Source organism: Flavobacterium sp. Leaf82 (genome assembly GCF_001422725.1).
Lineage (GTDB): Bacteria > Bacteroidota > Bacteroidia > Flavobacteriales > Flavobacteriaceae > Flavobacterium.
In genome coordinates, this window is record NZ_LMMA01000032.1 from 1 (window position 1) to 14,357 (window position 14,357).

Annotated in this window: 12 protein-coding genes; 7 read left to right on the forward strand and 5 right to left on the reverse strand. The window is 32.1% G+C overall.

Going from position 1 to position 14,357, the window contains the following annotated elements:
- Positions 1 to 1,156: 1,156 nt before the first annotated feature.
- The gene (locus ASF10_RS14420; RefSeq protein WP_241774959.1) at positions 1,157 to 1,489 is read right to left on the reverse strand and encodes a hypothetical protein; all 333 of its coding nucleotides are present in this window, start codon (positions 1,487 to 1,489) and stop codon (positions 1,157 to 1,159) included.
- A 202-nt stretch (positions 1,490 to 1,691) separates the two neighbouring features.
- Here ASF10_RS14420 and ASF10_RS14425 point away from each other — a divergent pair, with 202 nt between their 5' ends.
- From ASF10_RS14425 to ASF10_RS14435, 3 genes are all read left to right on the forward strand, one after another.
- A complete protein-coding gene (locus ASF10_RS14425; RefSeq protein WP_056250427.1) occupies positions 1,692 to 2,099 on the forward strand; it encodes a helix-turn-helix domain-containing protein in 408 nt (135 codons plus the stop codon).
- Positions 2,100 to 2,323: 224 nt separating this feature from the next.
- Positions 2,324 to 3,154 (forward strand): Bro-N domain-containing protein, encoded by an 831-nt coding sequence (locus tag ASF10_RS14430; RefSeq protein WP_056250429.1) that lies wholly within the window; start codon positions 2,324 to 2,326, stop codon positions 3,152 to 3,154.
- A 180-nt stretch (positions 3,155 to 3,334) separates the two neighbouring features.
- Complete coding sequence (locus ASF10_RS14435; protein ID WP_056250432.1) at positions 3,335 to 4,942, forward strand: T9SS type A sorting domain-containing protein; 1,608 nt, start codon at positions 3,335 to 3,337, stop codon at positions 4,940 to 4,942.
- Positions 4,943 to 5,153: 211 nt separating this feature from the next.
- Here the strand turns inward: ASF10_RS14435 and ASF10_RS14440 are convergent, their stop codons facing one another.
- The 3 genes from ASF10_RS14440 to ASF10_RS14450 form a co-directional block, all read right to left on the reverse strand.
- Positions 5,154 to 5,540: a hypothetical protein gene (locus ASF10_RS14440; RefSeq protein ID WP_056250433.1), complete on the reverse strand. Its 387-nt coding sequence runs from the start codon at positions 5,538 to 5,540 to the stop codon at positions 5,154 to 5,156.
- Positions 5,541 to 5,914: 374 nt separating this feature from the next.
- The gene (locus ASF10_RS14445) at positions 5,915 to 6,322 is read right to left on the reverse strand and encodes a secretion protein (protein ID WP_056250435.1); all 408 of its coding nucleotides are present in this window, start codon (positions 6,320 to 6,322) and stop codon (positions 5,915 to 5,917) included.
- 540 nt (positions 6,323 to 6,862) lie between these two features.
- Complete coding sequence (locus ASF10_RS14450; protein ID WP_056250437.1) at positions 6,863 to 7,276, reverse strand: T9SS type A sorting domain-containing protein; 414 nt, start codon at positions 7,274 to 7,276, stop codon at positions 6,863 to 6,865.
- Between the two features lie 450 nt (positions 7,277 to 7,726).
- Here ASF10_RS14450 and ASF10_RS14455 point away from each other — a divergent pair, with 450 nt between their 5' ends.
- From ASF10_RS14455 to ASF10_RS14470, 4 genes are all read left to right on the forward strand, one after another.
- A complete protein-coding gene (locus tag ASF10_RS14455) occupies positions 7,727 to 8,599 on the forward strand; it encodes an AraC family transcriptional regulator (protein WP_056250439.1) in 873 nt (290 codons plus the stop codon).
- 264 nt (positions 8,600 to 8,863) lie between these two features.
- Positions 8,864 to 10,900: a M13 family metallopeptidase gene (locus ASF10_RS14460; RefSeq protein ID WP_056250440.1), complete on the forward strand. Its 2,037-nt coding sequence runs from the start codon at positions 8,864 to 8,866 to the stop codon at positions 10,898 to 10,900.
- Positions 10,901 to 11,135: 235 nt separating this feature from the next.
- Positions 11,136 to 12,005, forward strand: a complete 870-nt coding sequence (locus ASF10_RS14465; RefSeq protein WP_056252139.1) for an alpha/beta hydrolase — start codon at positions 11,136 to 11,138, stop codon at positions 12,003 to 12,005.
- An 86-nt stretch (positions 12,006 to 12,091) separates the two neighbouring features.
- Entirely contained in the window at positions 12,092 to 12,616 is a 525-nt protein-coding gene (locus ASF10_RS14470) for a hypothetical protein (RefSeq protein ID WP_056250442.1), read from the forward strand.
- 285 nt (positions 12,617 to 12,901) lie between these two features.
- On the opposite strand, the gene ASF10_RS14475 is transcribed toward ASF10_RS14470, so the two are convergent.
- Positions 12,902 to 13,870, reverse strand: a complete 969-nt coding sequence (locus ASF10_RS14475; protein ID WP_056250444.1) for a TerC family protein — start codon at positions 13,868 to 13,870, stop codon at positions 12,902 to 12,904.
- Positions 13,871 to 14,357 lie beyond the last annotated feature (487 nt).

The window sequence follows — 14,357 nt, forward strand, 5'->3', positions numbered from 1 at the left end:
AAAACGGAGGTGCTCACTTTGCACCGGAATTAGGTGGTCATTTTGAACTGGAATCAGGTGCTCACTTTAAAACGGAATGGGGTGATCAATATAACCGGAATTTGCACTAGCGCGAGCGTCCCGCTCGTGAACACAAAGATTATATAACAAAAATGAAATTCAGTTGACGTGCACGAGCGAGACGCTCGCGCCTGCAGAAATGTAAAATTCCTTATAGTTTGTCATTTCGACTTAAGGAGAAATCTTCGTAAGTGACTCCGCAACGAAAGTTCAATCTTTGTCGAGCTTCTCGTGGAGATTTCTCCTTACGTCGAAATGACAATATTGTGGTTATATTTATGAAATTCTATAAAAGTTCCGAAGGAACGAATCATATTGTAGGGATAGATTTTAATCCGTGCAAGACAAAGAAATTTCGTAATTAAAATACAATTGTTTGTATAGACAAATCAACAGAAAAATTATTCACCTACAATCCCCCGCTAGCGCTAGCGTCCCGCTCGTGAACACAAAGATTATATAACAAAAATGAAATTCAATTGACGTACACGAGCAGACGCTCGCGCCTGCAGAAATGTAAAATTCTATATAGTTTGTCATTTCGACGTAAGGAGAAATCTTCACAAGTGACTCCACAACGAGAGTTTCAATCTTTGTCGAGCTTCTCGCGAAGATTTCTCCTTACGTCGAAATGACAATATTGTGGTTATATTTATGAAGTTCTATAAAAGTTCCGAAGGAACGAATCATATTGTAGGGATGGATTTTAATCCGTCCATGTCGAAGAAATTCCGTAATCCCCGCTAGCGCAAGCGTCTCGCTCGTGAACAAAAAGATTTTATAACAAAAATGAAATTCGTAGATGTGCACGAGCGAGACGCTCGCGCCAGCAGAAATGTAGAATTCCAAATAGTTTGTCATTTCGACGTAAGGAGAAATCTTCGTAAGTGACTCCGCAACGAGAGTTCAATCTTTGTCGAGCTTTTAGCGAGGATTTCTCCTTGCGTCGAAATGACAATATTGTGGTTATTTTTATGAAGTTCTATAAAAGTTCCGAAGGAACGAATCATATTGTAGGGATGGATTTTAATCCGTCCATGACAAAGAAATTCGCAATCAAAATCCAATTGTTTGTATCGACAAAATCTGCATAAAATTATTCACCAACAATCTCACCAACACAACTCAAAAACTCAAATTCATCCAAAGGAAACATTTGTACAACAGTTTCCAGAATCAAACCTACATTTATAGATTGGTTTTTCTTTTCGGCGACATTATGCATATCGTGATCGAGTGCGAGAATACTTAATTTTAGCATATCGGTGATAATGCAGCCTAATTCAAAATAATTTAAAACCTTAATTTGTGCGATGTACGTTTCTGATTTGTCGTTTGCAGGTTTTAATGTGCGAAAATGTAGTGCCGTTAATTTTTTAAGTCTTGCTAAAGTTTCCATTTCATTTGTTTCCATTTCATTTGTTTCCATAAGGCGTTTATTTTTAGTTGTATTTAATCATTTTACAATTAGACTCTTATTATTTTATAGAAAGAAAAATCGTACTTTTGTTTGACTTGGCGAAGGAAGTTATAGATTGTATCGTACCAAACCTGTTTTGTTGGTATGCGAACAGTCTAAATAAGTTTTTTACCAGTTGAGGTTTATAACACTTAATTATTATCTTTGAATTATGAGTACACTAACAAAACCAAATCATATAGGGCGAAAAATAAGCCGTATTCGTGAACTTCGTGACATGAAACAGGAAGCTTTGGCGCAAGCTTTAGGAATAAGTCAGCAAACAATTTCGGCTATAGAAAATAGTGAAACCATAGAAGAAGAAAGACTTGTAGAAGTGGCAAAAGCACTTGGTGTAACTGTAGAAGCAATTAAGAATTTTCCAGACGAAGCTGCAATTAATTATTTTAATACTTTCAATGAAAGTCCTAATAACTATTTTGGACTTAATAATTGCACTTTCAATCCGTTAGATAAATTAATGGAATCTGTAGAAGAAAATAAAAAACTTTACGAACGTTTGCTTCAGGCTGAAAAAGACAAAATCGAATATTTAGAAAAATTACTAAATCAGAAATAGTATTTTTTAATTAGATCAATAATGCAAATACTTTAATACCACAGAAAAAGTAGCGCTAAATATTATTCATAAAAAAAAGCAGCTCTTGTAGAGTTGCTTTTTAATTTAAGAGAAAGCAATACAAGATTATTGATATTTTACACTAATTTTCTAAATCAAAAGAAAGTTAGTGTTTAAACAAATTACAATAGTCATCTGTTATAAATTAAAACTATTTATTGAAAATGAAGGAGCAAGAAACAATACAAATATTTCAAGAGAAAAAAGTAAGAACCGTTTGGGATCAAGAGGAAGAAAAATGGTATTTTTCTATCGTTGATACTGTTCAGGTTTTAACTGATAGTCCAAATCCAAGAAAATACTGGAGCGTACTAAAAATACGTTTAAAGAAAGAAGGAAGTCAGTTGACTACAAATTGTAGTCAACTGAAAATGCAGTCATCTGATGGTAAATATTATAATACAGATGTGGCTGATACTGAGCAGTTATTTCGATTAATACAATCTATTCCTTCCCCAAAAGCCGAACCATTTAAACTGTGGCTTGCTCAAATTGCAGCTGAACGTTTAGATGAAATGCAAGATCCGGAACTTTCTATAGATAGGGCTTTAGATCAATATTTGCAATTGGGATATTCAGAAAGTTGGATAAATCAGCGATTAAAAAGTATTGAAATCCGTAAAGAATTAACTGATGAATGGAAAAACAGAGGAATAAAAGTAGGCAGTCAGTTTGCGACTTTAACAGATATAATCTCTAGTACATGGTCAGGAAAAACTACTAAAGAGTATAAAATGCTCAAAGGATTAAAGAAAGAAAATCTGCGAGATAATATGACAAATACCGAATTGATTTTGAATATGCTGGCAGAAGCCTCTACAAAAGATATTTCGGTTGCAAATGAACCGAAAACTTTTGATGAAAATAAAGAAGTTGCCCAACAAGGGGGTAATGTCGCAAAAGTCGCTTTAAAAGAGTTAGAATCTAAAACAGGAAAAAAGGTTGTGACATCACTGAATGCTACTGATATTTTGAAAAAACAAATAGATAAATAATTTTCTAATATTTATTCATAAAAAAAAGCATCAGCAGAGGTTGATGCTTTTTTTATGGTTTGTTTTTAGATCAGATTTCTTGTGCATTGTTTGACTTTTTTATTTAATATTTTTTATTTCAAGTATTTAATATTAATATTACAAATTAAGAAAACTATTAATAAAACCTAAAACTATTAAATGAAAACAAAACTACTTTTAATTCTTTTTGCTTTATTTATTTCAAAAGTCAATGCACAACAGTTGATCTATGATTTTTCGCCTGGCAATGCTCAATTTTTTAAAAAATTGGATCAGAAGATTTATTTTCAGGGATATGATACAAATAATGGAAGAGCATTATGGCAAAGTGATGGAACTGCTGATAATACTTTTTTATTCAAAGATACAGATAGTCGAAATGATTATGTTGGTACAATAGGAACCGGATCTGCAATTTTAAATAATACCTTTTATTTTATAGCCTCTGATGAAAATTCTGCAGGAGAAATATGGAAGACAGACGGAACTGATGCTGGGACTGTAAAAGTTACAAATTTTATTAACGAACGTGTTACAACACTAACAACAGCAGGAAACGCAATATATTTTTTAATAAAAAAAGAAGACGATAAGCTGGAGGTCTGGAAAACAAATGGAACAGATTCTGGAACTGTGTTGGTTAAAGAAATTTCATCTATATGGAACACGCCTACTTTTGAAGGGCAATGCAACAATATCTTTATATTTTCGATTCAGCCTGCCAACACAAACGATTCAAGAGTTTGGAGGAGTGACGGAACTTCTGCAGGTACCTTTCCAGTAACCGAACAAATGGATGGTAATGGTTCAGGATTTGTAGGTGGTTCAGGAGGTACTAGTATTTTAACTCAGTTTATTGAATATAATAATAAACTTTATTTTGCGAGCAGGCATTTTTTATTTGAAACTGATGGTACACTAGAAAATACAAAAAAAGTTGCAACTGTAAGAAATCCGTCAGTAGGTGGTTTAGTTAATTATGATGATGTTATAGCTGTAGATGGCAATTTGTATTTAATGTTTATTTCTCTTAAAAATTTTACCAATAGTACAGGGAGTATAGAAATCTTGAAGTTTAACACCATAAACAATTCAATTGTTCAGGTTTATAAGCAACAAATTGATAAATATTTTTCGGCATCAAACCTGACCAAAATAGGTAATTCTTTAGTTTTTACGACTTCGAATGCAACTGAAGGTACAGAGTTGGTTTCTTTAAATTTAGCCAATAATGTAGTTTCTAATATAGGAGAATTGGCAGTACTAAATGATTTAGATGAATTTCAAATACCATTCAATACTGAAGTCTCAACCCTAAAATTTAATGAAAATCAATATTTTATTCATGGTGCGATAGATAAGGATGATAATCGAAAAGGATGGATATATGATTCGAATCTCAAAACGATAGAAAATATCCCTAATCTGGATAACGTTCGACTCCCTTTTGAATTTAATAACTATTTATATTATTCTAAAGAAAATAAATTATGGAAATACAGCAAAAACTTAAGTAATCCATTAATTGCAAGTAAACCTTCATTGTTATTTTATCCAAATCCTTCCACAGACTTTGTAAACATACAGTCTGAAAATAATAATGAAGTTGAAAGTGTGCAGATTTTTGATTTGAATGGAAAATTGGTAAGCAATAAAACTGACTTTAATGCTAATAAAATTGATGTCACCAGATTAAATCAAGGAGCATATATTTTGAAAGCTAAAGTTAATGGAACTGAAATTTCAAAAAAAATAATAAAGAATTAAAGTCTATATCAAAAAAAATAATACATAAAAAAAACTCTCAGAAATGAGAGTTTTTTTTATGTATTAAATTACCAGAGCTAAATTTGAAGTTTTAGAATCTCAAAAAATGCTGAGACAATTTAGAAAAGGAAAAACACATTAAATAGATTCATAAAAAAAAGCACCAGCTGTAGCTGATGCTTTAATCTTTTTTGGGCAAAAAAGGTGAAGCTTAACGACGAAATGAAGGACTTTCGTTTACTGTTTCGTCGAGCTTGACGATTTTTGTTTTCTTAGCAGAAACTGTAATTTCATGTTTCGCTACTTTACCATTTTCTGTTACATGTAGGATGTAAGTTCCGGCAGGAAATGCCTCTAAACTTAATGTTTTCGAAATTTCTAATTTGTCTGTCGCAGATTCTCCTGTGTACACTAAATTATTACTTTCGTCATAAATAGAAAAAACTGATTTCTCAACGGTGTTTAAAGTAAAGCTAACTACTTTTCCGTTTCCGGTTTTTATATTCAAGATATAATCCCCTTTTCCATCAATTGCATAAGTAAAGATTGTTGTTAAAAATACGGCAACAACTAAGCCCATTTTGGTAAAATCTGTCATGTTTTTTTTAAATGTTAATTACTATTTGTGGAACGTCCAAAACTACAAATTGAAATTTAATTTAATGCAATAAAACTACTTTTTTTAATGTCTAAATTGCTGAATTAAAGATGTTTCTGTTGTTTATCTGAACTATGTACGTAAACAAAGGGATGTTGGATGTTTTTTTTTTAATATTTTTTAATAGTGTGTAAATCACCCTATTGTATTTATTAGGAATAGTTTTGGAAAAATAATTTACTAAAATATTTTAGTAAATTTTAGGCATAAAAAAACAGCTCAATAACCACAATGAGCTGTCTTAAAAACGACTTTTCGTTTTAAACTTTACTAACTATCTAACCTCACTTTTATACTGTATGAAGTATAATTTTTTAGCGTACTGCTACGCTTGTATTTTTGGCAGAAAAACCTGCTTTGTAACTTGATGAAACTGCTTTTGTAGATAATACAGTAGCATCATCTGTTACGGTAATTTCATGTCTCACTTTTTTTATATTATCTTCAGCTTCTAAGTAATAAGTTCCTGAAGGAAACTCTTCTAAGCTAAAAGTTCTCAAAATTCCTTCTTTGCCTGACGCACTTTCAGAATAGATTAAACTACCATCTTTATCATAAATAGCCAGGTTTGCTTTTTGCACTTTATTAAGGGCAAATGTTATTAGCTTTCCGTTTGCTTTTAATACATGAAGATTAAAATCTTCATTCCCGTCAATTGCATAAGTACTAATTCCTGAAAAAAGTACGGCACATACTAAACTTAATTTTACAATCTTTTTCATGATGTTTGTTTTTTAGATTAATAGTTCTAATTCTCTGATGCTAAATTACTTACATTATGAATGTTTTTTCACAACTCTATTCTCCAATTTCGATGCTATATTCTCATTTACGAAACCGTTATAGGTTAAAATTTGAATTATATTTATCGTTTTTGTTAATTCGATTATTATTTTTCAACGTTTCTGGTAAATTAAGAGAATGTAAATTTATTTCTGCTTCTTACAAAAAAACAGGCAGAAAAAAGTTTTACCGCAATCCGGATAATCATCGAAGCAAAGTTTTTTTGGGCAAGGTTCTACACTAAAGCAAAAGTTCGCAAAGCTTAGTTTGACTTAGCTTTGCGAACTTTGTGTATTTTTAAGTGTTGTAGATAAAACCCTTAGATCTTTGCAGTTAAATTAAACCCTTTGGGATTACCTTAAAATAAGGCACAAAAAAAACAGCTCAATAACCACAAAGAGCTGTTTCAAAACAATCACGTTTTTAACTTTACTAACTATCTAACCTCATTTTTATACTTTATGAGAGTATAAACTTTTCTAGCGTACTGCTACGCTTGCATTTTTTGCAGTTGTATCTGCTTTATATGATGACGAAACTGCTTTTGTAGATAATACAGATGCATCATCAGTAATTGTAATTTCGTGTCTTACTTTTTTTACACTGTCTTCAACTTCTAAGAAGTAGATTCCAGCTGGAAATTCTTCTAAACTAAATGTTCTTAAAATTCCTTCTTTACCTGAAGCATTTTCAGAATAGATTAAACTTCCGTTTTTATCATAAATGCTTAAGCTTGCTTTTTGTACCTGATTAAGAGCAAACGTAATTAGCTTTCCATTAGCTTTTAATACATGAAGGTTAAAATCCTCATTTCCATTTCCGTCAATTGCATAAGTACTTATTCCTGATAAAAGTACTGCACATACTAAACTTAATTTTACGATCTTTTTCATAGCTCTATGATTTAAAGTTTTTTGTTCTAATTTTCTGATGCTAAATTACTCCGGATATCGCTTTTTTTACACAACTCTATTTTCCAATTTATGTGCTATATTCTCATTTACGAAACCGTTATAGGTTAAAATTTGAATTAAATGAGGTGTTTTTGTTAATTAGGCTATTATTTTTCAAATATTTTAATTTGTTAAGTAATTCTGATTTTGTCTATTATTCTTACAATAATGATATATGTCTATAAAAGAGGTCGAATTAATACGATATCTTAAAAAAATCAGCAATAAAAATATTAGTCGTTTAAAAAATGGGTAAAATATCATTATTTGCTTTTTTTTAATTTGCCAAAAACGATGCAAAATTCTCATTTGCGAAACCGATATAGGTTAATTTTTAAATTATATTAGGTAATTTTGTTAAATTTGCTATTATTTTTTAAAGATTTTATCATGAAGACAATCGCCCCCGCTCTTGAAGTGATATCTAACTCATACGGAAGTTCTTTTACCTACACTAAACATGCCCAAAAGACCAATGTTAAATCTCATTTATGGCATTATCATCCGGAAATTGAATTGGTTTATATAAATGGTGGCGCAGGAAAAAGACAAATAGGAAGCCATGTTTCTTATTATACCAATGGAAGTTTGATATTAATAGGTTCTAATTTGCCACATTGTGGTTTTACAAACGAACAAACCGGTAATATAAATGAAACCGTTATTCATATTAAACCTGAATTTTTGGGAAGCGAGTTTTTTGGAGCTCCTGAAATGAGAAAGGTTCAAAATATTCTAAGTCAGTCAAAAGGTGGAATCGCTTTTGGCGGTGAAACAAAAAAAGTTATTGGTAAGAAAATCGAAATGATGGAAAACCAACTTCCGTTTGAGCGTTTGATGACCCTTTTGAGTGTTCTGGACGAATTAGATTCTTCTAAAGATTACACGGTTCTTAATGCCGATGGATTTTCATTAGAATTGCATACACAGGATAATGATCGTATAAATGTTGTCTTTAATTATGTTAAAGATCATTTTCAGGAATCAATCGCAATCGACGAAGTTTCGAGTTTGGTAAGTATGACAACGCCTTCTTTTTGTCGTTATTTTAAAAAGATTTCGAATAAAACCTTTACAGAATTTGTAAACGAATATCGTTTGGCGCACGCGTCAAAACTATTGGCCGAAAAACCTATAAGTATAAATGAAGTATGTTACGAAAGTGGTTTTAATAATTTTAGTCACTTTAGTAAATCCTTTAAACAATATACCGGTAAAAGTGCTTCGCAATACCGTCAGGAACACAAAATTATTATAAGCTAAAGATTTTATTGTCTTATATTTAAAGTCATTAAAATTTTCGCCACGAGCAAAGCGACAGCGAACTAGCAAAGAAATTCTACAAATTAGCACGAATTAATATTTTTCATTTTACTTGGAAAAATTAGTGCTAATTTGTAGAATTTTTTTGTTTTCTCTACTTAAGCGTATTAGAAGCTTTTTTTGGAATTTGGAATTTAAAATTTCGATTTTTTTTATTACTTGGTTATAAAATTTATATTTACAGGAACAAATTTTATATCTTATATGAATTTATTTAGAAAATCTATAACATTCCTACTTATCGGAATGGCCTTTTTTAGCTGTGACAAAAAAGAAACCGTTTTTTCAGATCCTTTAATTACCAACCGAGATACAACTGTAAATCCTGGGGAAGATTTTTTTAGCTATGCCAATAATGGATGGTTCAAAAAAAATCCCATTTTATCTACTGACAGCAGTAACGGAATAATGAGAACGATCAATGATACGATTAATAGTCAAATTAAAAGTATTTGCGAAAATTCGGCAAAAGAGGAGTCTGCAGCAAAGGGAAGTAACAAACAAAAAATAGGTGATTTTTATGCTTCTGGTATGGATACAATCGCGATCGAAAAAGCAGGTTTGTCTCCGCTAAATACCGAAATAAAGAAAATCAACGAAATCAGGGATATTTCGGGATTAGTAAATACAATGGCACACTTGCAAACAGTAGGAGCAGAGTCAGGATTTACATTTTACGTTTCTCAAGATGATAAAATAAGTACAAAATATGCTTTGTTTTTTGGGCAAGGCGGTTTAGGAATGAAACAACGAGATTATTATCTGGATCAGGATAAACGCAATATCGAGATTCGTTCTGCTTATTTATCACATCTTAAAACCATGATGCGAGCTATGGGCGACGAAGAATCTGTTGCTGTAAAAAATGCTGCAACAATTATGAAACTTGAAACTGAACTGGCAAAATCATCCAGAAAATTAGAAGCTCTTCGTGATCCGTTGGCAAATTACAATAAGATGTCTGTAGAAAAGTTCAATACAATTACACCGGATATCGATTGGAAAAAAGTGCTTCCGGTTTTGGGAATTGCAAAAGCAGATTCGGTTATTGTAGGTCAGCCTGAATTTTTTAAAGCATTAAATAAAACCATTAAAACTTACACAATCGAAGAATGGAAAACATATCTAAGATGGAATCTTGTAAGTACTTATGCTCCATATTTGACAAAAGCTATAGAAAAAGAAAATTTTAAATTCTATGCCACAACATTAAATGGTGTTGCAAGTCAAAAACCACGCTGGAAAAGAGTAGTAGAGCAAGCAGATGTGTCTTTGGGAGAATTAATAGGTCAGGTTTACGTTGCTGATTATATGCCAAAAGGCGTAAAGGAGAAATTACTGGAAATAGGTAACAATATTCGTGACGTATTTGCTTCGCATATCAAAAAGCTAGACTGGATGAGCGAAGCAACTAAGCAAAAAGCATTATACAAGCTGAGTAAAATGGTTATGAAATTGGGTTATCCTGATAAATGGAAAGATATGAGCGGGCTGTCTATAAACAGAAATTCGTATTGCAGTAATGTTATGAGCGCTAATATTTGGGATTATAAATTTATGATCAATAAATATGGTAAACCGGTTGACAGAAACGAATGGGTTATGCAGCCACAAACCTATAATGCGTATTATAACCCAAGTAATAACGAGATTGTGATTCCGGCTTGTAATATTATAGTTCCGGGTTATGAAGGTCGTATGCCGGATGATGCTATATTATATGGTATAATTGGTGGTTCTTTCTTTGGACATGAAATCACGCATGGTTTTGACGATCAGGGAAGTCAATATGACGAAAAAGGAAATCTAAACAATTGGTGGACAGCAGAAGATTTGAAAAAATTCAAGGCAAAAACGCAATTTATAGTAAATCAGTATAATAAATTTTCGGTTTTAGGAAAACATGTTAACGGAGATGCTACTCAAGGTGAAAACATTGCCGATTTAGGCGGTGTAATTATGGGTTATGAAGCTTTTGAGAAAACAGCTCAGTTTAAAAATAAAGAAAAAATCAGCGGATTAACTCCAGATCAGCGTTATTTTCTGGCGTATGCTTATTCCTGGATGATTAACAGAAGAGATGAATCTAAAATCAATCAGATAATGACTGATGTTCATTCGCCGGAACAATTTAGAATAAACGGACCGTTGAGTAATGTTCCGGAATTTCATAAAGCGTTCAATGTCAAAAAAGGAGATAAAATGTATCAGCCGGATAGTTTAAGAGTAGTAATCTGGTAAGAAATAAAATCTAATTCAATTAAAACCATTCGTTGCGGCGAATGGTTTTTTTTTGCCACAGATTGCACAGATTAAAATGATTCTTTTTAAAAAATAATCTCTAAAATCATGTTAATCTGTGGCATAAAAATATATCACAAATCCATAATCCAATTACTAAAAAACTAGTCGGATTTTTCATATGATTTATTTAGAAAAAGGTATATTTACACTCCCTAATCAGAAAAATAATAATATGAAAAACTTTAGAATTCTAGTATTGACGGTTCTTTTATGCGCTTGTTCAGCAAGTTATGCTGCAAAAGTAGATACTTTGCAAGTTGCCAGTGCAGCTATGAGCAAAACCTATAAAGCGGCGGTTGTTTTACCTAATTCATACTCAAAAAGTAAATCGGCATTTCCGGTTCTGTATTTATTGCATGGTGCGTATGGACATTTTGGCGATTGGCTAAAAAATACTCCAAACAAAAAATTAGTTCAAAGCCTTTCTGACCAATACAATATTATTATTGTAATGCCCGAAGGAGAGACATTTAGTTTTTATTTGGATAGTCCGGTAAATAAAGGAAGCCAGTTTGAAACTTTTATTACACAAGAAGTGATTCAGAAAGTTGATAAAACCTATAGAACGATAAGCAATAGAAACGGAAGAGTTATTACAGGGCTTTCTATGGGAGGTCATGGCGCTTTGTATTTATCTGCTAAACATCCGGATTTATTTTGTGCTGCCGGCAGTATGAGCGGTGCAGTAGATATGAGTACAATGCTTAATCGCGAATCATCTGCACAAGTAGTAAAACTAATGCAACCCGTTTTTGGTGATAAAAGCGACAGTTCAGCAATGTATGAGCAATATGCCGTGATGGGAATGCTGGACAAACTAAAAGCAAATAAATTACCATTGATTATAGATTGCGGAGTTGATGATTTTCTAATAGAACCCAACAGAGAATTACACCGAAGATTGGTTTATAATAAAGTAGAACATGATTATACAGAACGTCCAGGAGCGCATACTTGGGATTACTGGGAAAATTCACTACCTTACCATTTGTTATTTTTTAATAAAATACTGCTTAAAAACCAGCAAGTTGCAAAAAAATAATAACATTTTTAATACTAAACCAACCAAAACAGTTTTTTTGGTTTGGTTTTTGGAATACCTTTATAAACCTTAAAAAAATAAATATTATGAAAAAGATACTTACCTTATTCGCAATTGTTGGATTAATCGTGTTCTCAAGTTGTGAAGGACCAGAAGGGCCGCAAGGACCAGAGGGGCCATCAGGAGAAATTAGTTATGTTTTTGAAGTGAACAATGTTACTTTTGACGCAAATGGAAATGGTGTTTTACGAAATTTTGGTTCTACACTTTTTTCTGGTGATGTAGTTCTAATATATAGATTGACAGGTACCTCAAATGGTCGTGATGTTTGGGCTCCAATTCCGGAGTCTCATTATTATGATGACGGGACATTATTTTTTACATATAAATATAATTTTAGTCAACTTGATTTTGAAATATATTTAGAAGGATTTGAATTGAATACTATTCCAGCTAATTTAAGAGCGAATCAAACATTTCGTATTGTAATAGTTCCTGGTGACGATGGAGTTAATACTAAAAAATCAGTTAGTAAACCTGATTACTCAGATTACAATGCAGTTATCAAAAAATATAATATTGATGACAGTAACGTTAAGAAATTAAACTAATATCTAGAAATAGATAGTTATAAGGAGATCGAAAGATCTCCTTTTTTTGTTTATATAATCAGCAGTTTGTCATTTCGATCGAAGAGAGAAATCACACTCGGGATTCGATAAAGAATCATGCTTTTAGCAAATGAATCTCTTTTGTGATGTACTTCTTCTGTTCGCTATTCCCGAGTCTCTCGTCAATCAAAATGACAAAATTGTGTTTACTGTTTTTGTATAATCCAAAAAATAAAAGGCTGTCCTTTTTAGGACAGCCTTTTTATAAATATATGTTTCAAAAGATTATTCTTCTAACTTCGGAGCTTGTTCTGCATCTTTTCCGTATTTTAAAGAAACCAGAATCCCTACTAAAAGCGAAAGTGCAATAAATGCTAATGAAGCCCATTCAGGAACGTGAATAAAATCGTGAAGAATCATTTTTAATCCTACGAAAGCTAATATCGCTACTAAACTATATTCAAGGAAACTGAATTTTGCCAGCATATTTGCCAAGAAAAAGTACATAGAACGTAATCCTAAAATAGCGAAGATATTAGAACTAAATACTAAAAACGGATCTGATGTTATGGCTAAGATTGCAGGAACGCTATCTACGGCAAACAAAACGTCCATAACCTCGATAACAATTAAGGCTACAAATAATGGAGTAGCAGCTTTTTTTGCGCTTTTTGTGGTGATGAAAAATTTCTCACCTTCCATTTCAGAGGTAATCGGAATAATTTTTCCAAGTGTTTTATATACAAAAGAATCTTTTGGCTGAAAGTCTTCATCATCTCCCGAGAACAGCATTTTTAAAGCGGTAAAAATCAAGAAAGCACCAAACAAATAGGTTGTCCACGTAAATTTATTGATCAGCATTACACCAAAGAAAATCATTAATCCACGGAATATTACTGCGCCAAGGATTCCCCAGAATAAAACACGGTGTTGGTATTTTTGTGGTATTTTGAACGAGGCAAAAATAATCGCGATTACAAAAATATTGTCTACACTTAAAGACAACTCAATCAGGTAACCCGTGATAAACTTCATTGAAGCTACAGCAGGTTTCAGATTGTCAGGATTTGCAATATAATCAGTAGTATAAAGCCAGTAGATTACTCCTGAAAACAGGAATGATAAAGTAACCCAGATAAGGGTCCATTTACTTGCTTCTTTAGTACTAATAATATGTGGGTTTTTATTAAAAACTCCTAAGTCTAAAGCAAGAATAAAAACAACGGCTAATAAAAACAAAATCCAGACTATCATGATACTTTTTTTAAATGATTTACAAAGATAGTTTTTGAAGTTTAACTTAAAAATTAATTATCGAAAAGTTGTGTTGAAATTCTGAATAAACCTGAAGATTTGCGAACTCTTAGCTATGCTTGTTTTGTTATCATTAGAAGATTGTGGTAAATGGCACGCGGATGACACGGATTCGCTTTGCGAAAACACAGATTTGCACGGATTTTTTTCTTTTTTGCTATCACTTTTGTCATTTCGACGGAGGAGAAATCACACCAGAAACTCTACAAAGAAACTCACCAATCTTTGTCAATCATCGCGTGTGATTTCTCCTCCGTCGAAATGACAAACTAAACGAAAAGATTCTTATGAAAATGTTTGCCCTAGCCCCGATAGTAGTGGAAATCCTTTTGTGTCCGCTGCGGCGGAAACAAAAGATTGGAACGGATAGCGGGATTAGCTCCCGAAAAAAATTATAGAAACCGAAATGACAAGCTTGGGTTATTTA

Excerpts from the sequence above, each read along its gene's own strand:
- ASF10_RS14430 (WP_056250429.1), top strand. The coding sequence starts at position 2,324 with ATGAAGGAGCAAGAAACAATACAAATATTTCAAGAGAAAAAAGTAAGA.
- ASF10_RS14425 (WP_056250427.1), top strand. The coding sequence starts at position 1,692 with ATGAGTACACTAACAAAACCAAATCATATAGGGCGAAAAATAAGCCGT.
- ASF10_RS14475 (WP_056250444.1), bottom strand. The coding sequence starts at position 13,870 with ATGATAGTCTGGATTTTGTTTTTATTAGCCGTTGTTTTTATTCTTGCT.
- ASF10_RS14420 (WP_241774959.1), bottom strand. The coding sequence starts at position 1,489 with ATGGAAACAAATGAAATGGAAACAAATGAAATGGAAACTTTAGCAAGA.
- ASF10_RS14465 (WP_056252139.1), top strand. The coding sequence starts at position 11,136 with ATGAAAAACTTTAGAATTCTAGTATTGACGGTTCTTTTATGCGCTTGT.
- ASF10_RS14445 (WP_056250435.1), bottom strand. The coding sequence starts at position 6,322 with ATGAAAAAGATTGTAAAATTAAGTTTAGTATGTGCCGTACTTTTTTCA.
- ASF10_RS14455 (WP_056250439.1), top strand. The coding sequence starts at position 7,727 with ATGAAGACAATCGCCCCCGCTCTTGAAGTGATATCTAACTCATACGGA.
- ASF10_RS14450 (WP_056250437.1), bottom strand. The coding sequence starts at position 7,276 with ATGAAAAAGATCGTAAAATTAAGTTTAGTATGTGCAGTACTTTTATCA.
- ASF10_RS14470 (WP_056250442.1), top strand. The coding sequence starts at position 12,092 with ATGAAAAAGATACTTACCTTATTCGCAATTGTTGGATTAATCGTGTTC.
- ASF10_RS14460 (WP_056250440.1), top strand. The coding sequence starts at position 8,864 with ATGAATTTATTTAGAAAATCTATAACATTCCTACTTATCGGAATGGCC.
- ASF10_RS14435 (WP_056250432.1), top strand. The coding sequence starts at position 3,335 with ATGAAAACAAAACTACTTTTAATTCTTTTTGCTTTATTTATTTCAAAA.
- ASF10_RS14440 (WP_056250433.1), bottom strand. The coding sequence starts at position 5,540 with ATGACAGATTTTACCAAAATGGGCTTAGTTGTTGCCGTATTTTTAACA.